Raw genomic sequence first — 21,923 nt, forward strand, 5'->3', positions numbered from 1 at the left:
ACTTTTATCTCTCCAATACTAGAAAATCTATGTCCATTTTTAAGGTAAGACTATCCTGAGCAACGCTAAGATTAAAGCCCTTGACTCCTATTAGAAAAGGAGAAACCAAAACTTTATTAAGAAAATCCATTATTGATAAAAAATTTCCACTAAGTTTAATATTAAAAGCAGATATCTTTTCCTTTTCTCTTCTAAAAGTTAACTTTTCCAATTCTAAACCGCTGTTTCTTGCTGAACTTCCCAAAAGTATAGCTACATTATTTACATCTTCAGATTTTGGCAGGAAAGCTTTATAGGTTTCTACAATTCCTATCAACTGATAGAGCTTTTCCTTAACATCCTTGGATTTTATAACCTGGCTCTCGAGAATACTTATTTCCTTTGAAAGTTTTTGATCCTTTTCCATCAAATCTGTTAACATACTATTGAATTTTACAGTTACAGTTAAATGAAAAATAATAAGGAGAATAAGACCTAATCCCCAAAAAAACCAAAAGTCTTTTTTCTTAAATCTCTCACTTAGAACATTTCTTAAGTAGACAAACATCCTACCACCAGCTCTTTAATTTGCATATAAAATTAAAGGGCAACTCACCGCCCTTTTCCCCCTCAAAGCTAGGAAGAGAAACCTCTTGAATTATTTTCATATTTTTAATAACATTTAAAAGCTCAGCTATAGCCTTTGGAGATGTTGCAAGACCATAGATCCTTAACTCCCTCTCCTTAAAACTTTCGATCTTATCCAATTTAACCCCATCAGGAAAGTTAGAAGAAAGAGATAATAAAAATTCATAAATAGGTAAAAGTTCAGAAGTAAATGATTTTAATTGCTTAACAAAACTTTCAGCCTCTTTATATGCGTTGAGGGGATTTTCTCGTTGAAGTTGACTAACTAAGGCATTAAATGTCTTTTCTTTATCTTTAACAAGCTCACTAAAATAATTATATTGGTAGTAAAGCCATAAAGCAAAAAAAACAGACATAACCCACGCAAGAACAAGGGATATACGCATTAGCGAAAAAAATAGCTTCTTTCGTCTAAGATTCTTAACCTCTTTGGGCAATAGATTAGGTTTAAATTTTAAAAACTCTTTCATTAATTAATATACCCCCCTTAAAGCTAAACCTATAGCAAGTCCAAGCCTGTTCCTGAAAACATGAATTTCTTCTGTTTCTTTTTTTAAGTGAATACCCTTTAAAGGATTAATTTTTTTAACTGGAATACCTAATTGGTCTTCTAAAAAAGTTTCCAACCCTTTTAGGGAGCTAACACCTCCAGTTATATAAACACTGCGTACCACATTCTCCTTAAATTGTCCTATTATATAGTCGAAGCAATGCATAATTTCACCAATAAGATCGGCTAATATATCTTCAATATAAGGCTTAAGATCTATAATACTCTTGCCTTTCTTTAACTCCTCGGCTTTATTAAAATCAAGGTTGAGCGAAGCTGAAAGCGCAGATGTAATAGCATTACCCCCTGTTGGTAAAGATCTAAATAGAATAGGACGCATTTCATGTAATACAGCAATATCTACTGTGCCAGCACCAATATCAATCAACATAAAGCTTTCTTTCTCTTCAACAAGTTCATCAACTCTGAGGATAGGCAAAAGGCTCGCTTCAATAGCCTCAATTTCAATCCCTATATTCTTGAAAACATTGTATATTCCCTCTACAATAGACTGCTTTGTAGCAACTACTAATATTTCTAACTTTTCTCCTTCTTCATCAAAAACACTACGCAAAACATAAGAATCATAAACTGCTTCATCTAGGCTAAAGGGTAAATTTCTCCCTATTTCCCAGTCCAAAAATTTTTTAAGTTCCCTATTTTCAACTTTGGGTATATTTATTAACCTTATTATAACATCCCTGCCACCTATACAAGTCACTACTTTTCCTCTCTTAAAATCAAGTCTTTCAAACATACTACTTAAAGCCTTTGAAACTGCACCATAGTCCTTTATAAGACCAGCAGCAATAACCCCTAATGGAATAGATTTAAAACCCCATTCCTCCAGGACCCTCCCCTTCAACTTAACAAATTTGATTCCACTCGTTCCTATATCGATACCTATCCAGGCTCTACTCATTAACTTATATGCCCCCACTAACAAGAGTGATCCGGTCTCCTTGAAACAACTTGAATAGCATCCAAAACGGCTTCTAAAACATCAACCTGGAACTGAGCCTCTATTTCCCTGAGCTTCAAAAAGATATAGCCTCTGTCTGTAACCATATACTTGGGAGGAAGTCTATTTAAAGCATAGGCCATCATATCTGCGATACATTTATCACACTTACACACATCTTCTCTATCCTTTAAAAGTTTAACTAGCGTTTCTCTAACAACTTTCTCCATATAATTTCTTGGCATTTTTTCTTCTGGTATCATTTAAAAATCACCCCTACCTTGGGCTAATTGGGAGATTAGCCCAGTCTATGCCTCTATAAGAACCAGTATTAGCATTTCCCACGTTATTCCACCAATAACAAGGCGAATCATGAGGAAAGCAAACCCAGCCATGATTATTACCAGGATTGGAGCTTATATTGCTCGAATCTACATTACTAGGATCGTAATTTAAGCTACCTGAAAGATAAGAGTTACATCCGTAGAGTCGCCCTGCCCATTTTATACCTGTAATCCTATGCCTTAAGCTACTAACATGGTCAATCACAGTCCCCCCTGCAGGTATATAAAGACCGAAATTTCCCTTAGCCAACCAATTACTTCCCTCTAAATAGCTACCATTAATATGGATATTTTTTACAAGTCCGCTTCCAGAACTTACATAAACACCATATTCCCAAGAACTGTTATTACTCTTCAACCTTAAAAACAAGTCTTTAAAGACAAAATCTCCTTTAGATAGGGAAATTACAGCCTTTTCGGAAAAGATTCCGCTAACCTCAAGACCTAAACCATATAAGAGAAAGCCTCTTTCTGATATAGAGATCTGAAAAGGTATATCAACTTTTGTATAGTAAGGTCCCCACATTCCTAAAATTCCTAATCCAATTTTCGATACCGATAAATTGGAACTAAGAGAGTAAGAACCCTTTCCTAAAATCAGTGTCTCCCCTTCAAGAAGGTTAATCAAGACAAAATTCAAATCACTTCCACTAATTCTTTCAATTTGGTTCTCAAGCCTTAACGAGATATTGTTTTCTCCATAAAATACCCTAATATAAGGATATAAATCCATCCTTAAACCCATATCACCCCCATCAAAGTTTCCCTCAAGGTAGCTATTAGAACCAGAGAAGACAAGTCTATAAGAAAGAGGGTTAAATAAAGCCTTTATAACCTTTCCGTTTCCATCGGGGAAAAAGTTTTCCTCTTCGTAAGAGGAAACACTATCATTATGAGCACCAGAGAAATTTTCTCCCCAAAAGAGGTTCCCTTTTATGTTAATATTTCCACTATATTGAAGCCCAGATGTATTAAGAAAGCTTCTATCGTAAAAATTGGGAACACCAGAAAGGTCAGCTACTACTCTCCTGTACTCATGATCAAATACATTATTGCAAATATTAACAGCTAAACAGTTTTCGATCTTTATATCTATAAGTCTTCCCATACCTCCGTAAATCCTCTTAAAAATACAATCTGCTATATCTAAAGATGAAACACCAGATAATTTCATAAATACTTTCTCTCCTTGGTCACTTTTACCTCCGCTTAAACCAAAGTAAAAACCATATATGCTAATTTCGGAAGCGTTATTAAAACTTAAGACTCCCTTTGTTGAAGAAACTGCTTGCCAAACTTCAGGTAAAAAGGTAAATAAAGGTGTAAAAAGCGGTCCCCATGCAGAAATCATTATGAAACTACCTATGTTATTAAACTCATACCCCTGAGTTATATACCAGAAACCTCTGCCAAAAAGGAGAAGAGCAGAACCAAAGGATGTAGAGGAATAGTAACTTTTGAGAGCCATAAAGGCACTATCAGCACTGTAAAATTTTTCATACCTATAGGTGTCTCCCATCTTATAAACCAAGATTATCTCTCCTCCTTTAGGAACAGGCAACATCCTTTTCCAGTAGTATGATGTTAGGCCTATGTTTCTACTTTCAAGTACAGAATCTTTTTGAGGAATATAACCATCCCAATGCCTGAACCACTCTATATTTTTATAGAAACCTGCGGAAAAACTATAAAACTCCTTAAACTTGGGATCTTCCTCTACCGTATTCACTAATGTAACAAGTCCTGAAGTTTTATGCATATTTCTCCAAAAAAGTGAATTTTCAACAATAAGAAAACCGTTGGAAACTCCGTTAACTATAGCAGTATTATGATTAAGAAAAACACTACTGTTGATCCTCCCATTAAAGGCAGCATCTTTATCAGAAACTTTCAAGATACTTACAGCATAACTTGTAGAACCGGTTTTATAATCAAGAAAATTCCCAGCATCAAATATTGAATTTGAAATCTCAAGTTCTGATAACCCCTTGCTTCTTAGGATAACCTTAACGCTAGAAAGAGAGCTTCCCATATAAGCTACAAGATCCCTATTTTTAACGATACAATTTTGCAAAACTAAGCGCGTATTGATATCATCAACTAAAACTGCAGAAATATCCTTATTCCGATGAACTTCCTTTTCAAGGTTTATTCTTTCTAAAGGAGGAGAAAGCCATATATCTCTGATAGTAAGCTCTGCACCGTTTCTGATTCGTATAGTAGACCAATAGTTAGCATCGGTAATTTGCGAAGAAGCTTTGTAAGGAATTATCCCTACCACTTTAACCCATTGAGGTCCCCATCCTTTAGCAGACCTTAAAATTATGCTTTTATTTCCTTCAACGTCAATACCATAACAATAATCCCCAGCCCTCTTCATTGGGACCACATAGACGCCAGGACCAAGAACTATTTCATAATCCTTTCCTCCTCCAACAAGTGTAAAAGCACGTTCTAAAGCTTGTCCACCACGATATCCATCATCAGAAAGCCTTTTCCAGATTTCTCCCCTCTTTATTATTAAAACCTCTCCAATACCTACGCTAGCCTCTACACCAATTCCCTCGCCCTGAGGGATAGATGTTTTAGTAAGCTTCAGAGCAAGTGGAAAACGAGAAGCAACTTTCTCCCCTTCCTTTAATACCCCCTCTACGTAAAAATAAACTTCGTTTCCTTGCTCACAAATTTTAAAGTTTTCTACACGGAATGCCAACAATCCATCTAAAAAAAGATTATGATCTGGAAGATATGGCTGAGTCCATGAAACAAGGAGAGATCTCGCTTCACTCCCGTAAAACCACTTCGGGTTAGAAAGGGAAAAAGAAGGATTTTCTAACCTATATTTAGAGACGGCCTCATTTATACCTGCCTCAGCAGCAAAAAAACTCTGACTTCCTCTTACCTCAGCTCTCGAAACAGCTTGCTGAGAGGAATACAAAAAAGCAAACCCTCCACCTATAACAGCTAAAACAGTTAGTATAACTAACGACAAAGCTATAGAACTAACCCCTTTTCTCATCTTCTTAAATAAACTATCGTTGAAACTTCCAGGTACTTGCTTTTTTTAAATTTTCTAGTTTCTAGTCCTCCTGGACCAGCTACTTTAATATAAATAAAAGCCCCATTATTAATAAAAGAATTAGATCCATAAATAAAAGTATTTTTTCCAGGAAGCAATTCTACTTTAAACTCCTCTACGCTTATCCAATAGCTATCTTTCCCTCCATCATAACCATCTGTTAAAGGTTGAAGAGTACTTACACCTCTAAGCATGCCTAATATATAAGTACTCTCTCCATTTGGTAAATTGCGTCCCCTGTAACAACCTATTAGCATTGGATCCACATCTTCAAAGTAAATTTTAAGCACTTTATGATTATCATCAATTACGAAACGAGGATCGTTCGTTATCAATTCTAATCCTATAGCCCCCTTCACTATTTCAAGCCTTATTCTATCCAGAGCGTTACGAACATTCTGAAGCATATCTTCACGAACTACGCCATGTCTATAGACTCTCAAGCTACCCAATAAAGATTCCATAAGAACCAGGAAAACAATGGCTAATATTGCTATAACAACAAGAGCTTCTACTAAAGTTAATCCTCTTCTAAGATTCATTTTTGTCTTGCTCCAACAATTTCAACAAATCTAGAAGGACGGTCACGCTCCCAAACTTTAACCTTTATAAGAACAGTATTATTCACAGAGGATGTAATGAATTCTATTAGACAACAATAGAAAATTCCATTATAGACACTATCCTCTTTAATAGAGTTTGGATAATAAGAAGGAAGTCGGGCAAAATTATTTTCTGTCCCGGTGAAAGTAAATCGAGTTGGTAAAGATCCAGGAATATCAGTATCAGCTAAACCGTACATTACTTCTTCAAGTTTACCTTCAGCCAATTTTAACATTACGAATCTTGATTTCTCTTTTTGTCCACTAAACTCAATAGCATAAAAAAGTGAATAAAGAGCAAGAATACCAATTACAACCATTGCAACAGCTATTAAAGCTTCAACTAAAGAAAACCCCCTTTTCAACTTATAACCCTCCAATATAATTCTATCAAAAGTTCCCCTTTAAAAAAAGCTATTGTACTACCTATAGCTAAAAACGGACCAAATGGGACTTTTTCTCCCATTTTCTTAAAACCAAGAGCAAGTAAAAGAACAGCAAAAATCCCACCTATAATGAAAGCAACTACTAATGCAACTATAGTATTAACACTTCCAAGCCAAGCACCAACAAAAGCAGCTATACCTATATCCCCCTCTCCCATACCTCCATTAGCAACAAAAAATATTAAAGCCATTATCCCAGCACCATATATGATCCCTTTAAGAGAAAAGAAAAAACCCTCTGCACCAGACTTAAGTGTAAAAAAAATGATTCCCATAATAATACCCAGGTAAATCGTTGAATCCATGACCTCATAGCTTCTTAAATCAACAATGGCAACAAACTCGAGTAGAGATAGAAAAAAGCTTGAAAAAATAAAATCATAAGAAAGACCAAACTTATAATAGGATACAAGAAAAAGAAAGCCTGTTAATAATTCAATAAGAGGGTAACGCAAGGGAATCTTAACACCACAATACCTGCATTTTCCTTTCAAAGCTAAATAACTAAATATCGGAACAAGATCGCTCCAGCAAAGTTTATGTCCGCAAGAAGGGCAAAAAGAAGGGGGGTAAATAATAGATACCCCCCGTGGCAATCTGTAGATACAAGAGTTCAAAAAACTACCAATAATCAAACCTAAGAGGAAAACTATAGCTTCCATAGAATTTTTCAAATCCCGACAATGGACTTTCCTCCAGGTGGAATAGCGATAATTCCTCTAAGTTCCGGCTTTTTCTGAAGTTCTTTCTTGAACTCTTCTGCTCTTAACGGATTAACAAAATTGGGATCCTCAAAAGAGTACTTAAAATTAGTATGAATGTCATACCTTCCCTCAAGAATAGCAACTACATCTTCAACGAAAACAAGTTCTTCATCAGTAGGAATAACAAATATTTTTACCCTTGAAGTATCCTCATGAATAAAGGTTTCAGCATTTCTGGTTTTAGCTATAGCATTTCTTTTACAGTCTAACTTTATTCCCCAAAAATCAAGATTCTCTAAAACTTTTTCTCTCACCTCAGGAGACATTTCCCCAACACCAGCTGTAAACACTATAGCATCAATATTTCCAAGAGCAAAAGAGTATGCTCCTACATATTTTCTTAATCTATAACACTCTATTTCGAAAGCTAGCTTTGCTCTTTCATCACCAGCTTCCAAAGCAGTCATTACATCTCTTCTATCTATATATTTGCCAGTTATTCCCAAAATACCACTCTTTTTATTTAATATATCGTTCATAACCTTAGGTGATATTCCCTCTTTCTCCATAACATATAAGTCTATAGCTGCATCGTGATCTCCTGCTCTTGTTCCCATCACCAACCCTTCAAGCGGAGTGAACCCCATGCTTGTATCGAAAGAAAGGCCTTTTTTAACAGCATTAGCACTTACTCCATTACCTATATGCAACGAAACAAGATTGACATCAAAGGGATCTTTTCCTAAGAGAACTGCAGCCCTTTTAGCTACATAAAGAAGCGACGTTCCATGAAAGCCATATCTTCTTATTTTATATTTCTGATACCACTCATACGGCAGAGCATATATATAAGAGCTTGGCGGCATAGTTTGATGCCACGCAGTATCCATAACTGCAACATGAGGAACATTAGGTAAAAGCTCTTTTGCCGCTTCAATCCCCATTACATTAGGAGGATTATGAAGAGGAGCAAGATCAGAAAGCTTTCTAAAAGTTTCTAAAGCTTTATCATCAATTAAAACAGACTTCGCAAACTCTTCTCCTCCATGAACTACTCTGTGACCAACTGCATTTATTTCCTTAACGTTATTAATAACACCATATTGGGGGTGAACAAGCAATTCGATAATGAGCTTAATAGCTTCTTTATGGGTAGGACAATCATGCTCAACTCTGGTACTCTCTTTACCATGGGGAGAGTGAATACAAAAAGAACCCCCTACCGTTACTCGCTCAACCGTACCCTTCACTAAAGGCAGTTTTTTTTCCCAATCATAAAGCATATATTTAACGGAAGAACTACCACAGTTTAAAGTTAATATATACATTTTAAAATACACCTCCCATAAAACTTTCAACATTCTTTTTTAAGGTAATTTTAAACTCACCTTTAGGTCCTTTCCTATTTTAACACAATTAGATTAAAACTATTTGTTTAAAAAACGAAGCTTTTAACCCCCCATTTCTTAACAAGTCCTCCCCAAAGAAGATTAGTTTCAGAAACTATTATTTCCGAAATAGCAAAAAAACTCATCAGGGAAAAAAGTATAAGGCTACCCTCAAGAATTATATAAGACCGTCCAGGGTCAAAGATAAAAAGAGAGTCTATTTCCCTTGATGGAAGTTTACTCAGAGAGACTAGAATACTATACAACCAGTTCATATCTAGTTTCTTTCCATGAACAAGTTTCATATCATAGAAAGCGGCCTTTTCCTTAAGCAGAGCTAAAGCAGAAATAGTTCCTCCGACCCCCACAAAAGTTTTTGCCCTACAAGAATTTAACTTAATAGAAAAAGCCTCTTCTTGCCAATAGTTTTCTAAAAAGGAAATTATCTCTCCTACAGAATTAAAAGAAATATCCTTTAATTTAAGGGCTCCTATAGGAAACGTCCTAAAGAGCTTATACCCACCTGCTTTTAAAACTATTTCAGTACTACCCCCACCTATATCAAACAAAAGATAGTCATCTCTAATTCCAAGGCCCACCTCGACACCGAGGAGGTTTTGAAAAGCTTCTTCTTCACCTGTTAATATTTCAACACTTAAACCGACTCTTTCTTGAATCAAATCTAAAAAGTGGTCCCGGTCAGAAGCTTCCCTAACTGCACTTGTTGCAAAAGCATAAATTTCATTAATACTGTTATCTTTAAGCTCATTATAAATTTTTTTAAGACCAACCAAAGTTCTATCTATGGCTTCTTCTTTTAGTTTCTTGGAAAGATATATCCCTTCTCCTAATCGAGTTGTAATTAACCTCTCTCCCATTTTCCTGAAAATCAGGTTTTCATCGATATCACCCCAAAGACCCCTTAAGCTATTACTACCTATATCCAAGACTCCAACTTTCAATCTTCCCTACCTCCTGTGATATAATCTTAATTGCAATGAAGGACATTTTAAACTTAACATATGTGGAACTATTAAAAATACTAACTGAAAATGGAGAAAAAAGCTATAGGGCTTCCCAAATTTTCTCATGGATATATAAAAAAGAAGTTTTCGATTTTGAAAGCATGACAAACTTGAGTAAAACTTTAAGAACGTACTTGAAAGAAAACTTCCTTTTACAACCTCTCGAGGTCTCAGAAAAAAGAATTTCAAAAGATGGAACAACAAAATATCTACTAAAGCTTAGAGATGGAATGTATATAGAAAGTGTAATAATTCCTCACCCTAATAGAACTACATACTGCATATCTACCCAGGTAGGCTGTCCTATAGGGTGTAAATTCTGCGCTACTGGTATGGTTGGATTTCAAAGAAATCTTGAATCAGGAGAAATAGTAAATCAAATATTAACACTAAGGAAGGACTCTGGTATTAATCCAAACAGGATAGTTTACATGGGAATGGGAGAACCCTTCTTAAACTATGAAGAGGTAATTAAAAGCCTAAAGATTATCACTCATCCTGCAGGTTTGAATATGAGTACAAGAAATGTAACAATATCAACAGTAGGTATAATACCTAAAATTTACGATTTCGTCAAAGTGTCTGGAGCTTTCAGACTGGCAATTTCTCTGCACTCCGCTCAGCAAAGTAAAAGAGAAAAAATAATTCCTATAGCTAAAAGTTATAGACTAACAGATCTTAAAAAAGCATTGCTAGATTTTCAAGAAAAAAAGGGGAAAAGAATCACAATAGAGTATATCCTTCTTAAGGAATATAACACTTTTAAAGAAGACGCTCTTTCTTTGAGAAACTTCCTTGAGGGGCTTAAAACTTTTGTAAATCTTATACCTTATAACCCAATTTCCAATGGAGTTTTTAAAAAACCAAGTGAAGATGAAGTTAAGAAGTTTCATGAGATGCTACTCAAATTAGGAATAAAGGCTGAGGTAAGAAAAGAAAAAGGAAGCGATATAGAAGCTGCCTGCGGCCAATTAAGAGGAATAAGACCTTCTTTGGAAAATTGTGGTGTCGGAGACGGGATTTGAACCCGTATGGGCAAAAACCCACTGGATCCTGAGTCCAGCGCGTCTGCCAGATTCCGCCACTCCGACACCTTATATAATTATACAAAACCTCTTAAGAAGATCAATTACTCTCTCAAACTTTTCTTAAAAGTTTTCATATAACACGTTAATGCTTTTTATTTAAATACTTCTTCATCAACTCTCAACTTAGATAGCAATATTTTATTAATATCACCTATCTTTGTACAAGGAGTCTTAATCAAAAGTTTTCTCTCATCTATCTCTAAGACTAATCCAACATCTAAAAGTCCCTCGTTTCCCTCGAGCCCTAGAAGTGTATGTTTTAGACTCCCTATATGTATCCACTCTAATTCAGCGTCAATCCCACGTTCTGGATAAGAAACGGTAAGAATTTTTAACTTCCCATTGCACTTTTCAGCCCACAAGATCCCTGTACCAATCTTAAAGGAAAGTTCTTGAACAGCAGTTTTACTTAAAGGTATTCCTACACCAAAGTGAGGAAATCCTCCCACTTTAACATCATTCCACGCAAGCTCAACTTCAATAGCGTTTTTAAAGTAAGCTTTCCACATTTTAATGCGATTAGAGCGTCTTTCCTCTAAAGTTTTTATCCTAACCCCAGAAGGTGATGGTAAAACTACCACACGAGTGTACCTCGAAAACTCATCTATAAGATGAAGATAATCTCTCTCATTTCCCAAAAAAATAACAACATCTGGTTTAACAACGGAAATTTTACTTTTTACAAGGGTATACCCATCCTTTCCCATTATTAGACCAGAAGAGTCTATAATTACTATATCTCTATCCCTGCAAGCAAAACTAACAAGATCCCCTAATCCCCACAACGTAGGCCAAATAAAAGGCCCTCCTGGAGATGTAGAGCCTATAAAGGCAAGCTTAACTGGAGAAACTTCCGAAAGCTTTTCAACCTTACCATCCAGAAAGCCTAAACCCAATGTTCCGGGTGGACCTATATCTGATTGCCCCGGGTCAGCATCAACAACTGCAACTTTCTTTCCCTCAGAAATTAACTTGTTAGCTAAAAGGAGAGCAAGTGTAGTTTTCCCTGTATCCACCTTCCCAAGCAAAATAATTATTCTCTCTTGATCACTCAAATCTAGAACCAAGCCATCTTCACTCCTTTATTTCTTCATCTAAATCTTTTCTAATAACATCTACACAGGATCGGGTTTTTGTGCTATCCTTAGTTTCAAGAATACGTATAAATTATTCTTTGCGAGGGTTAGGCTTCTTAAACAAACCAGCAAGGGGAATTTTATCCGGGTTTTCCATCAAAAAAGAAATATATTCTTCCATTTGTTGAGAACGTGTTTTATCTTTTCCCAAGAGAGAGGATATTTTCGTAGCGAAAGAAGATGTTCTAGAAACTCTGGCGCTCTTGGTATCCAACAAAAGCTCAAGGAGGGAGCGAATGCGTAGTTGTTCCTCTTCCATTTTTTCTATTTTCCTATTTATAGCAGAAAGTTCGGATACAAGAATCTCAAGAAGTTCTTTTATAATACTGAGTAATTCACTGTTTTCTACTGCCATTCATTTTATCCCCTCCTTGAAAATTATACCATCTTTATTTTTATGGAGGGAGAGCTAAAAATGAAAGAACCTTTCAGACAAGTGGAAGAAAGAATAATACTTATAACAGAAGGAACTAAACTAATAATAAAAAACATCTATGGAAGTACTAAATTAAAAACATGGGATCATCCAGAATTAAAGGTTAAGCTAACCAAAAGCATATTGGGGGAAATTGAAGAAAATGAGGCAGAGCAAAAGCTAAAACACATAGAACTAAAAGAGAAAAAAGGAAGTAAAGAAGTAACTATGGAAACGATGATCCCTAATTTCATTATAAGGCCAGGCCTTAAATTTACTATAGATTTAGACATTCTTGCTCCCCCACATATTAACTTAGAAATAGATACAGGTCTTCAAAAGCTAAATGGAAGTAAGAAAGAAGGAAATATAGAAATATCTTATAGGGAAAACTTTACTACGTTAATATCTAATATAAAAGGAAATATAGACATATCCTGTGGATCTGCAGACATAGAAATTAAAAACTCTGAAGGGAAAATAATAGTAAATAGTTTAAGCGGAACAGTTCAAATTAAAAATTGTTCGGGAGAGATGTATATTAATAACGAAAGCGGTAATAATTATTTAGATGGATGTAGTGGATCTATAACATTAAAAACCAAAAGCGGAAATGTATTTCTGAAAAATGTAGAAAGCCTGTACTTAAACATTAAAACATCTAGTGGAAATATAAAAGCAGATATCAACATTTTAGCTGATGGAACCTATCAACTCGAGACCCATTCTGGATGGATAAAGTTAAAAATACCGTATTATTCCTCTTGCCATATAGAATTTGACACAATATGTGGTAAAATCTTTAGTGAGTATTCCTTCGAAACAAAGGAAAATAAATTGAAACTTGGAGAAGCCAAAGGAAGCCTTATAGTAAAATCTTCAAGTGGCGACATATATTTAATTCATGGCTTCATGGAGGAAGAAAAAGATGTTTATCTTAGCCAATGAAATTTTTAGGTTTTTTAAACAAAAGCCAAAAACTCCCAATAAGGTTGCCCCCACAGGCAACTTTATAGATAGATCTCTAAAGAGAGAAGAAACCACCTCTAAGGGAGGAATGCTTATGGTAGCAGAGAGTGTGGTAAAGGGTGAAGTATTTATAGAGTATACTGAACCTTTTGAAAAATTATTACTTGTTCCAGAAAATGCATTACTCTCTTGTACAAACAAAGCAGGAGATATAGTAATCAAATCATGGGACCAGATGCTTCTTAAAATCGCAGCAGTAAAGCACACGTGGGGGAAAAATAAAAAAGAAGCTCAAGAGTTATCTAAGGAAATAGAAGTTAGAATAATACAAAGAGATGAAAGCATATCTTTAGAAACTTTCCTTCCACAAAGCAACGGAAAAAAGACAAGTTACGTTAGCTATAAGATATTTATACCTAAAAACCTTAATGTAGCTATAGAAGCAGAAGAAAGTAACGTTTTCATTAGTGATCTTAATAAAAATTTAAGAGTTAAGACCACTTCTGGTAACGTCTTTATAAGAAATATTTCTGGAAACGTCCACGCTCAAACATCTTCAGGAAATATCTTGATAAATAACATTGGCGGAAACACGACAATAATAACGGAAAGAGGCGAGGTTCATACAGAAAACATAGCAGGTAACCTTGATGTAGAAAGCTCTGAAGGAAATGTTAAAGTATTTCACTCCAGGCAAAATGTTGTAATAAGTATGAGTAAAGGAAACATATCTTTCTTTGATATAGAAGGAAGCATTGAAGTAAAAGCTACTAAAGCCAAAATAATAGGAGAGTATGTGCAAAAGAATCTAAACATAGTGTTAGAAGAGGGTGACATGTTCCTTGATGACGTGGAAGGAAACATAACTATACATTTTAAACAAGGATCCTTAACTTTAGGAAATAAACATTCTTACCGCATAGAACTTTCCTCAAATAGTGGAGATATAAATTTAGATACAGTGGTAAAAGAAAATGGAAGGTATATAATTGAGACATCAGAAGGAACTATAAATTTGAAAATTCCATCTGATGCATCTACAGCTATAGTAGCAAAGACCATAAAAGGAATTATCTCGTGCGAACTACCATTGATAATTACACAAAGTAGCAAAGATGAATTAACAGGGGTACTTAATCAATATAAAGCTCTAATTAAGCTCACTACATCAGAAGGAGATATAAACATAAGGAAGAAGTAAGAATTAAGGGACCCCTGAAGTTTCAGGGGTCCCTTAATTCTTACTCTATAGGAGCAAAACGTGGACCCAATTTTTCTAGAACATGAGGGAGTGTAGTATACTCCATCTGCTCTTCAGAAAGTCTATGAGGTTGGAATGGACCATGCATTCTTATGTAATCAGCAATCTCATTAGCTAAAGCTCTTACTCTATCAAAAGCTACATCAGCAAATAAATCTACAGGTCCTAGAAGCTTACCATGCCTTAGTTGGAAACCAAGAGCAATAACACGAGGTGGACCATCAAACCTACTTGGATTAGCATCTTTTTCAGAAACAGGCATTAATGGCCCCCAGTGAGATCCCCTCATCCATCCTGCAACAAGTTGAGGAAAAGCAAAAGGCTCCAAGACCTCACCCACTGCTGGAAGCCCCCCCTGACACCTGACTAAAGCAACAGGATCATCTTTCCCTACATATTCTCCAGCTATAAGACTAAGCTTTTCGGTACTTACAACAGCAGCAAGTAAACCATCTTTCCTATAAATCCTTTTTATCGCATAACGATCCCTATTACCTATAAGCGCGAGAAGTTCATACATCTCCTCAGGAGTCTTTAAGGATATTTTCTTACCTGCCAAAAGATCGTGAACCTCAAAAACAAAACCTTGTGTGAGCTTTTTATCTATCACTAAGCCTGGAGTATTAAAGGGATCAGCAAAAGTTTTAAAAAGAGGAAGATTAAAAGCAGCAGGATCGGTCTTATCACACATGAAAGCAACTATTGACTCGGCCTCCCTCTCCTCAAATTCCATTTCAGCACAACCAGGTCCAAGTCCCCTTATATTTCCAGAAAAAGCATCGGCAAGCAAATCCTGTCCTGCACCATACAGTTTATCCTCTATAGCTATGTTAGCAACTCTCTCAAATACAGACCAAGCCAGGGCATGAATCTCCTCATTATCCACCCCTTTAGTATGAGTCATAAGAAGTTGAATATCATCACCGCATCTGGTAACATAATAATCTACTATTAATTGACCTTTTACTTCTTCCAGATACTCTTTACATTTGTCAATAAGCTTTTTAGGAGCCTGGGTATGACCAGGAAAGCTACCAATATCAGCTTTAATTAAGGAAACAGTAATCATGTGTATTAACCCCCTTCCATTTACTTTTTACCGTATCTATTTTACAATAAAGGAAAAGATGGAGCAACAAAAAATCAAGAGAGGTGTTCTTCATGAAAAGGCTAATCTTAATAGATGGACACAGCTTGCTGTACCGTGCTTTCTATGCTTTACCTCCTTTAAGTACCAAAGATGGCTTTCCAACAAATGCTACTTATGGATTCATAAGGATGTTAATAAAGTTAATTAAGCAATACAAACCTACACATTGTGGGGTAGCTTTTGACACTCCTAAGCCTACTTTCAGACATTTAGAGTTCAAAGAGTACAAGATAAAACGCCCTGAAATGCCAGATAAATTAAAACCCCAGGTAAAATTAACAAAGGATATAATAAATGCCATGGGAATAAAAACTATTGAATTTGAAGGTTATGAAGCCGATGATATAATCGGAACAATTTCAGCTAAAGCTGAAAGCGAAGGTTTCGAAACCTATATAGTTAGTGCAGATAAAGATTCCTTACAACTTGTTAGTAATAAGACAAAACTTCTTAGAACAGTAAAAGGTATATCAAGCGTAGAGCTTTACGATTATAAAAGAGTAATTGAAGAATACGGAATAGAACCCGAAAAAATCCCTCATCTTATAGCATTAAAAGGGGACCAATCTGATAACATCCCGGGTATACCATCAATAGGACCACAAAAAGCTCTTGAGCTTCTTAGAAAATATGGAGATATAAACAATATCATCCTTAACTCTAACCTTAGAAGTATAAAGGAAAATGAGGAATCCTTAAAGACTTATCTGTGTTTAGCTACTATAAAAAGGGATTTACCTATTAGTTTTGACATCGAAGAGCTTAAAATATCCGAACCAGACAAAAACAAACTCTTTAATATACTTAGAACATTTGAGTTTCAAACAATTATAAACGAGCTTAATTTACAAAGTGAGCATATCACAAATATAAAAACGAATATCGCTTGCATAATTGTCCAAACGATTTCAGAACTTAAGAACGCTTTAAAAGAACTCACCGATGCTAAAGAAATTTACTTAAAAGTTATTACAAGCGAACATTTACCTATGTGGGCAAGCATAGAAGGAATTTGTCTTTCTACTCCTCAAAAGGCTTTTCTTTTTCTGACCAAAAACATCTCTCTTTTCGAAATACTAAGCTACCTCCACCACATTTTATGTTCTAACATACCCAAAATAGGCTGCGATCTAAAAAGAAGTCTTGTTACTTTAAAAAGAGAAGGTTTTAATATAAATAAAATAAACTTTGATCTAGCAATTGCCTCTTACCTTCTTGATCCTAATAAGGGCTCCCATACTTTAGAAAACATTGCCTTGTCTTATTTAGGCGAGTCTCCACCACCTGAGGCAGAACAAATAAAGAGAACTATTAAAGAAGCTGAAATATGCTTTCAATTAAAAGAACAGTTTCTGAAAGAACTTAGAGATCAAGAACTATATGATCTATTTGAAAAGGTAGAGTTACCTATGATAGAAGTTCTAGCAAGCATGGAAGTAGAAGGAATAAAGATAGACAAAATAACTTTATATAATTTAGAGCTAGAAATAGAAAAGGAATTAAAGAGAATTGAAAACGATATCTTTTCGAGTATAAATTTAAAATTTAATCTAAATTCGCCCAAGCAGCTTTCTGAAGTTCTATTTAACTATCTTAAGTTAACCCCTCCGCGTAAGAAAAAAACATCAACAGATGCACAAACTCTATTAGAACTTATGAGAATGGGAAATCCATACAACGATGTCATAGAAAAAATTTTGGTATATAGACAACTATCTAAGTTTAAAAGTACTTACATCTCAAATTTACCCAAATTAATACATCCAAGAACAAATTGTATACATACAACTTTTAACCAAACAGTAACAGCCACAGGCAGATTATCCTCAAGTAACCCTAATTTACAAAACATCCCTATAAGAACTCCTGTAGGCAAAGCTATAAGAAAAGCCTTTAAAGTGAAAGATAAGGAAAACATTTTTATTTCCGCAGACTATTCTCAAATTGAATTAAGAATCCTTGCTCACTTTTCAAAAGATCCTGCATTAATAGAAGCTTTCGAAAAAGACCTTGATATACATACAAAAACCGCGGCTGAGATATTTGGAATCCCGGAAAAGCAAGTTACAGAAGAAGAAAGAAGAATAGCCAAAGTTATAAACTTTGGTATAATATATGGCATGAGTCCTCATGGTTTAGCCCAAGAGCTTAAAATTTCTCAGGTGGAAGCCCAAGCATATATAGATAAATACTTCTCTAAATACACCAAAGTAAAAGAATTCATTGAAAACATAATTAAAGAAGCAAGAGAAAAAGGGTATGTCAAAACGCTTCTAGGAAGGAAAAGGAAAATAGAAGACCTTAACAGCAAATATAAAAAACTAAGAGAACAAAGCGAGAGATACGCTATCAATACTCCAGTGCAGGGAAGCGCAGCGGATATAATAAAACTAGCTATGATAGAACTTCATAGGAAATTAAGATACTTTAAGATTGTTTTACAAATACACGATGAGCTCCTCTTCGAAGGCCCCGAAAATAAACTCGAAGATGAAATAGAAATCATAAAAGACACTATGACGAAAGTAATAAATCTTTCGGTTCCATTAAAAGTAAGCTTAAAAAAAGGAAAGGATTGGGGAGAAATGGAAAAAATTACTTAAACAAAAGAGAGGGTAAAAGAGATGAAAGAGTTCCTGTTCTTAAAGAAGGGTAGAAGTGAAAAAGAAAAGGGGAATTATGAAGAAGCAATTAAACTCCTTAAAAAGGCTATAAAAGAAGACCCCTCATATATTGAGGCACATTTAGAACTCGGAAGGACATACACAATTATAAGGGACCTTTATAAAGCTGAGCTCCAGTTTAGACAAGTTTTATTAATGGATAAAAAGAATTTAGCAGCTAAACATAATCTTGGTCTTGTTTATTACCTTCAAGGTAAAAGTAATAATGCACTTAAGGAATGGATGGAAGTATTACATGAAAATCCAGACTATGTACCGACTCTTTTGATTTTGGCAGATTATCATTTAGAAAGAAATGAACCCAATCAAGCTAAACAATATTATGAAAGGGTCTTAAAAGCTGATCCCTATAATTGGGAAGCTAAAATCAACTTAGGTAAGATTTTTTATGAAGAAGGGAGGGAAAAAGAAGCTCTCCATCTTTGGGAAGAAACTAAAGAGGAGAACTCTCACGATATAACAGTAATTTACCGTCTTGCTGAAATCTACATAAATATATTCAAATCAAAAGAAGCTATTTCTCTCCTACTCCATCTTATAAAGAACGAAAATGACATTGAAAAAAGAGACGAAGTCAAAAACCTCCTATTAAACCTACTTGAATACGTAAAAGAAGACCTTCTTGTTATAAATACCCTTAAAGAACTTTACTTAATTTTCCCAGAAGATAAAGATGTACTTATAAGTACCATCAAGCACTTAATTAATAAAGGTAACCTAAAAGAAGCATCTTTAATTATGAACAAACTTCTTCAAGAGAACCCAGATAATCCTAGGCTTAGATACCTAAATGGGTTGCTTTACTATAAAAAAGGACAGAACAAAGAAGCAATAGAAATTTGGGAAACTTTGCTTAAGGAACAGGGAGAAACACCCTTACTTTTAGAAAGACTAGGGGAAGTTTATATCGAACAAAAAGATTATGAAAAGGCTCTATATTATTTCCAAAGACTACGTGAGTACAAAATCCATAATAAAGAAGTTACTTTCACATTAGCATCTTTATATCAGCAAACAGGTAATTTAGATAAAGCTATAGAACTATGGGAAGAAGCTATTGATTTAGATCCAAATGATAAAAATGCATATGCTAATCTTGCCATTTGTTATATATACCAAGGGGATGTTGAAACTGCATTCGACATAACTCAATACGCTCTTTTAATTCCTAAGGAAAACGCTTTCCTCTATTTTACTGCTGGTTTAATAAGTCTTCTTCAAGGTAACATGTCAAAAACTCTAAGTTATTGGAAAAAATGCTGGACAACTCATCCTTTAGTTCTCGGTACGTACTGGAACCTCGCTGTAAATGTTACTCCTATAACCTTTTTTGAGGAATTAAACAAAACTCTTCTTAAGAGTAGATACAAAAAGGAATTTAAAGATACATTAGCACGATATATAGGCTTTACTATTTCTTCGAATTTAAACGATGATAGTAACACTAAATAAATACTATTTCCTTAACTTTATTTTGGATAAACCAGCATAAATGGCTCCCGATCCAAGCTCCTCTTCTATCCTTAATAGCTGATTATATTTCGCAACTCTATCTACTCTTGCAGGAGCGCCTGTTTTAATTTGACCACTTAAAGTAGCTACAGCGAGATCTGCGATAAAACTATCTTCCGTTTCGCCAGACCTATGAGATATAATAGCTCCGTAACCAGCATCGTAAGCCTGATTTATAACGTCAAGCGTTTCGGTTAAAGTTCCTATTTGATTAAGTTTAATTAATATGGCATTAGCCACTCCTTCCTTTATACCCTTACTAAGCCTCTCAGAGTTTGTAACAAATATATCATCACCTACAAGCTGTATCCTTTTACCTAATTTTTCTGTTAAGAGCTTCCACCCTTCCCAGTCTTCCTCTGCTAAGCCATCCTCTATAGATATTATAGGATACTTATTTACAAGTTCCTCATAATACTTTACCATCTCCTCTGAGGTAAGAGCAAGATTATCAGCCTTAAGATGGTATTTTCCGGCTTTAAAAATCTCTGTAGCAGCAACATCCAGGGCAAGAGCTATATCCTCTCCAGGCTTATAACCAGCCTTCTCTATAGCTTCTATCAATAACTTTAAGGGCTCTTCATTAGAATGCAGATTTGGAGCGAAGCCGCCTTCATCCCCAACCGATGTAACAAGCCCTCTATCCTTTAATATTCTCTTAAGAATATGATAAACTTCTACTGCCATTCTAAGGGCTTCCTTAAATGAAGGAGCTTTTACAGGAACAATCATAAATTCCTGAATATCGAGATTATTATCCGCATGTTTCCCACCATTAAGAACATTTAAAAATGGTGCAGGAAGTATCTTAGCCCTAATACCCCCAAGATACCTATAAAGGGAAATTCCAAGCTCGTTAGCCATAGCACGTGCAACTGCCATAGAAACAGCAAGTATAGCATTAGCACCTAATTTTGACTTATTAGGAGTTCCATCTAGCTCAATTAGTTTATTGTCTATTTCTGCTTGATTTTCAGCATCAAGTCCTATTAACTCTTGAGATATCACATCGTTTATATTTTTTACTGCTTTTAATACCCCCTTACCGCCGTATCTCTTTTCACCATCTCTAAGCTCGAGAGCTTCAAAAGTTCCTGTAGAGGCTCCTGAAGGAACCATTGCAGTACCAATAGCTCCACTTTCAAGAACTACTTCAGCTTCAACAGTAGGATTACCGCGGGAATCAAGGACTTCTCTACCCCATATACTTATTATCCTACTCACCTTCATACCCCTCCTTATAATACCTTAAGATGTACTTGGACCTTTTAGCTAAACTTAATAAAAATCATTATTCTTTTAGCTCTAGGATTTCTATTTCACTCTTACTTCTAAAAACTTTTACTTCAAAATTTTTAACTTTATAAGGAAAGAAAATACGAATTCTATCCCCTTCTTTAACCGAAGAAGATGGCTTTACCTCCTTTTCGTTAAGCAAAACTAACCCTTTTTCTATCATTTCTCGCGCTAAGGTTCTTCTTTTTATTATACCACTTTCCTTTAAAAACTTATCTAAACGCATAGTAAATATAAAAGCCGGGCATTCTATTCCCGGCTTCTCTTTCTGCACACTTTACCATGGTGGAGCGGAGGGGACTCGAACCCCCAACCTTCTGGTTGCAAACCAGACGCTCTCCCATTGAGCTACCGCCCCATTTAAAATTGGTGGGCCTAGGAGGATTCGAACCTCCGACCTCACGCTTATCAGGCGTGCGCTCTTACCGATCTGAGCTATAGGCCCACCATTTACTCCTTGAGAGAGAATAGTGTGTTTTCTTGCAATCCTTCTCTCCTTAGAAAGGAGGTGATCCAGCCGCAGCTTCCGCTACGGCTACCTTGTTACGACTTCACCCCCCTCACCAGGCACACCTTCGGCACCTCCCTCCCTCAAAGAGGGTTGGGGCAGTGACTTCGAGTGCACCCGACTCGGGTGGTGTGACGGGCGGTGTGTACAAGGCCCGGGAACGTATTCACGGCGGCAT

20 protein-coding genes, 3 tRNA genes and 1 rRNA gene are annotated in these 21,923 nt (G+C 35.5%); 5 read left to right on the plus strand and 19 right to left on the minus strand.

All coding sequences use genetic code 11. The annotated features are described in order from the left end of the window. Window positions 1-4: 4 nt before the first annotated feature. From pilO to NZ900_07165, 10 genes are all read right to left on the minus strand, one after another. Window positions 5-547: a type 4a pilus biogenesis protein PilO gene (pilO, locus tag NZ900_07120; GenBank protein ID MCS7233862.1), complete on the minus strand. Its 543-nt coding sequence runs from the start codon at window positions 545-547 to the stop codon at window positions 5-7. A gap of 1 nt (window position 548) precedes the next feature. Beyond that, a complete protein-coding gene (locus tag NZ900_07125) occupies window positions 549-1,097 on the minus strand; it encodes a PilN domain-containing protein (GenBank protein MCS7233863.1) in 549 nt (182 codons plus the stop codon). A gap of 3 nt (window positions 1,098-1,100) precedes the next feature. Further along, window positions 1,101-2,099 (minus strand): type IV pilus assembly protein PilM, encoded by a 999-nt coding sequence (pilM, locus tag NZ900_07130; GenBank protein MCS7233864.1) that lies wholly within the window; start codon window positions 2,097-2,099, stop codon window positions 1,101-1,103. A 17-nt stretch (window positions 2,100-2,116) separates the two neighbouring features. After that, the gene (locus tag NZ900_07135; protein ID MCS7233865.1) at window positions 2,117-2,401 is read right to left on the minus strand and encodes a late competence development ComFB family protein; all 285 of its coding nucleotides are present in this window, start codon (window positions 2,399-2,401) and stop codon (window positions 2,117-2,119) included. Window positions 2,402-2,414: 13 nt separating this feature from the next. Beyond that, window positions 2,415-5,474, minus strand: coding sequence for a pilus assembly PilX N-terminal domain-containing protein (locus tag NZ900_07140; GenBank protein MCS7233866.1), 3,060 nt, complete (start codon window positions 5,472-5,474; stop codon window positions 2,415-2,417). 23 nt (window positions 5,475-5,497) lie between these two features. After that, window positions 5,498-6,103 (minus strand): type II secretion system GspH family protein, encoded by a 606-nt coding sequence (locus tag NZ900_07145; protein MCS7233867.1) that lies wholly within the window; start codon window positions 6,101-6,103, stop codon window positions 5,498-5,500. Then, window positions 6,100-6,528 (minus strand): type II secretion system GspH family protein, encoded by a 429-nt coding sequence (locus NZ900_07150; GenBank protein MCS7233868.1) that lies wholly within the window; start codon window positions 6,526-6,528, stop codon window positions 6,100-6,102. The genes NZ900_07145 and NZ900_07150 overlap by 4 nt, the downstream gene beginning before the upstream one ends. Further along, window positions 6,525-7,271: a prepilin peptidase gene (locus tag NZ900_07155; protein MCS7233869.1), complete on the minus strand. Its 747-nt coding sequence runs from the start codon at window positions 7,269-7,271 to the stop codon at window positions 6,525-6,527. Before NZ900_07155 ends, NZ900_07150 begins: the two co-directional genes overlap by 4 nt. 8 nt (window positions 7,272-7,279) lie before the next feature. Continuing rightward, a complete protein-coding gene (locus NZ900_07160) occupies window positions 7,280-8,641 on the minus strand; it encodes an acetate kinase (GenBank protein MCS7233870.1) in 1,362 nt (453 codons plus the stop codon). 107 nt (window positions 8,642-8,748) lie between these two features. Next, on the minus strand, window positions 8,749-9,663 hold the full coding sequence (locus NZ900_07165) for a hypothetical protein (protein MCS7233871.1): 915 nt from the start codon (window positions 9,661-9,663) through the stop codon (window positions 8,749-8,751). 35 nt (window positions 9,664-9,698) lie between these two features. Here NZ900_07165 and rlmN point away from each other — a divergent pair, with 35 nt between their 5' ends. Next, the gene (gene rlmN / locus NZ900_07170) at window positions 9,699-10,751 is read left to right on the plus strand and encodes a 23S rRNA (adenine(2503)-C(2))-methyltransferase RlmN (protein ID MCS7233872.1); all 1,053 of its coding nucleotides are present in this window, start codon (window positions 9,699-9,701) and stop codon (window positions 10,749-10,751) included. Here the strand turns inward: rlmN and NZ900_07175 are convergent. From NZ900_07175 to NZ900_07185, 3 genes are all read right to left on the minus strand, one after another. Beyond that, a tRNA-Leu gene (locus NZ900_07175) sits at window positions 10,730-10,817 on the minus strand. The two genes, rlmN and NZ900_07175, sit on opposite strands and share 22 nt — an antisense overlap. Before the next feature lie 89 nt (window positions 10,818-10,906). Further along, window positions 10,907-11,881 carry a Clp1/GlmU family protein gene (locus NZ900_07180; protein ID MCS7233873.1) on the minus strand — a complete coding sequence of 325 codons (975 nt, stop codon included), beginning with the start codon at window positions 11,879-11,881 and terminating at the stop codon, window positions 10,907-10,909. A gap of 100 nt (window positions 11,882-11,981) precedes the next feature. Then, window positions 11,982-12,305: a hypothetical protein gene (locus NZ900_07185; protein MCS7233874.1), complete on the minus strand. Its 324-nt coding sequence runs from the start codon at window positions 12,303-12,305 to the stop codon at window positions 11,982-11,984. A gap of 60 nt (window positions 12,306-12,365) precedes the next feature. Here NZ900_07185 and NZ900_07190 point away from each other — a divergent pair, with 60 nt between their 5' ends. Further along, the gene (locus NZ900_07190; GenBank protein MCS7233875.1) at window positions 12,366-13,313 is read left to right on the plus strand and encodes a DUF4097 domain-containing protein; all 948 of its coding nucleotides are present in this window, start codon (window positions 12,366-12,368) and stop codon (window positions 13,311-13,313) included. Next, window positions 13,294-14,535 carry a DUF4097 domain-containing protein gene (locus NZ900_07195; protein MCS7233876.1) on the plus strand — a complete coding sequence of 414 codons (1,242 nt, stop codon included), beginning with the start codon at window positions 13,294-13,296 and terminating at the stop codon, window positions 14,533-14,535. The genes NZ900_07190 and NZ900_07195 overlap by 20 nt, the downstream gene beginning before the upstream one ends. A 40-nt stretch (window positions 14,536-14,575) precedes the next feature. On the opposite strand, the gene NZ900_07200 is transcribed toward NZ900_07195, so the two are convergent. Next, on the minus strand, window positions 14,576-15,664 hold the full coding sequence (locus tag NZ900_07200) for a fructose-1,6-bisphosphatase (GenBank protein ID MCS7233877.1): 1,089 nt from the start codon (window positions 15,662-15,664) through the stop codon (window positions 14,576-14,578). Window positions 15,665-15,756: 92 nt separating this feature from the next. On the opposite strand from NZ900_07200, the gene polA reads away from it, so the two are divergent. Further along, window positions 15,757-18,348, plus strand: coding sequence for a DNA polymerase I (gene polA / locus NZ900_07205; protein MCS7233878.1), 2,592 nt, complete (start codon window positions 15,757-15,759; stop codon window positions 18,346-18,348). A gap of 21 nt (window positions 18,349-18,369) precedes the next feature. Beyond that, window positions 18,370-19,881, plus strand: a complete 1,512-nt coding sequence (locus NZ900_07210; protein ID MCS7233879.1) for a tetratricopeptide repeat protein — start codon at window positions 18,370-18,372, stop codon at window positions 19,879-19,881. A 3-nt stretch (window positions 19,882-19,884) separates the two neighbouring features. On the opposite strand, the gene eno is transcribed toward NZ900_07210, so the two are convergent. The 5 genes from eno to NZ900_07235 form a co-directional block, all read right to left on the minus strand. Beyond that, window positions 19,885-21,165: a phosphopyruvate hydratase gene (eno, locus tag NZ900_07215; GenBank protein ID MCS7233880.1), complete on the minus strand. Its 1,281-nt coding sequence runs from the start codon at window positions 21,163-21,165 to the stop codon at window positions 19,885-19,887. Window positions 21,166-21,232: 67 nt separating this feature from the next. Beyond that, a complete protein-coding gene (locus tag NZ900_07220) occupies window positions 21,233-21,511 on the minus strand; it encodes a S4 domain-containing protein (protein ID MCS7233881.1) in 279 nt (92 codons plus the stop codon). 9 nt (window positions 21,512-21,520) lie between these two features. Next, window positions 21,521-21,595: transfer RNA gene (locus tag NZ900_07225), tRNA-Ala, on the minus strand. 9 nt (window positions 21,596-21,604) lie between these two features. Then, window positions 21,605-21,682: transfer RNA gene (locus tag NZ900_07230), tRNA-Ile, on the minus strand. 56 nt (window positions 21,683-21,738) lie between these two features. Beyond that, window positions 21,739-21,923 (minus strand): 16S ribosomal RNA (locus tag NZ900_07235); the annotation flags it as partial.

Source organism: Synergistota bacterium (assembly GCA_025060595.1).
Classification (GTDB): Bacteria; Synergistota; GBS-1; order GBS-1; family GBS-1; genus 42-11.

Bases quoted from the DNA above. Each gene is read 5' to 3' on its own strand.
- NZ900_07135 (MCS7233865.1), bottom strand. From the start codon at position 2,401: ATGATACCAGAAGAAAAAATGCCAAGAAATTATATGGAGAAAGTTGTT.
- rlmN (MCS7233872.1), top strand. From the start codon at position 9,699: ATGAAGGACATTTTAAACTTAACATATGTGGAACTATTAAAAATACTA.
- NZ900_07195 (MCS7233876.1), top strand. From the start codon at position 13,294: ATGTTTATCTTAGCCAATGAAATTTTTAGGTTTTTTAAACAAAAGCCA.
- NZ900_07190 (MCS7233875.1), top strand. From the start codon at position 12,366: ATGAAAGAACCTTTCAGACAAGTGGAAGAAAGAATAATACTTATAACA.
- pilO (MCS7233862.1), bottom strand. From the start codon at position 547: ATGTTTGTCTACTTAAGAAATGTTCTAAGTGAGAGATTTAAGAAAAAA.
- NZ900_07200 (MCS7233877.1), bottom strand. From the start codon at position 15,664: ATGATTACTGTTTCCTTAATTAAAGCTGATATTGGTAGCTTTCCTGGT.
- NZ900_07210 (MCS7233879.1), top strand. From the start codon at position 18,370: ATGAAAGAGTTCCTGTTCTTAAAGAAGGGTAGAAGTGAAAAAGAAAAG.
- NZ900_07185 (MCS7233874.1), bottom strand. From the start codon at position 12,305: ATGGCAGTAGAAAACAGTGAATTACTCAGTATTATAAAAGAACTTCTT.
- NZ900_07155 (MCS7233869.1), bottom strand. From the start codon at position 7,271: ATGGAAGCTATAGTTTTCCTCTTAGGTTTGATTATTGGTAGTTTTTTG.
- NZ900_07125 (MCS7233863.1), bottom strand. From the start codon at position 1,097: ATGAAAGAGTTTTTAAAATTTAAACCTAATCTATTGCCCAAAGAGGTT.
- pilM (MCS7233864.1), bottom strand. From the start codon at position 2,099: ATGAGTAGAGCCTGGATAGGTATCGATATAGGAACGAGTGGAATCAAA.
- NZ900_07145 (MCS7233867.1), bottom strand. From the start codon at position 6,103: ATGAATCTTAGAAGAGGATTAACTTTAGTAGAAGCTCTTGTTGTTATA.
- NZ900_07160 (MCS7233870.1), bottom strand. From the start codon at position 8,641: ATGTATATATTAACTTTAAACTGTGGTAGTTCTTCCGTTAAATATATG.
- polA (MCS7233878.1), top strand. From the start codon at position 15,757: ATGAAAAGGCTAATCTTAATAGATGGACACAGCTTGCTGTACCGTGCT.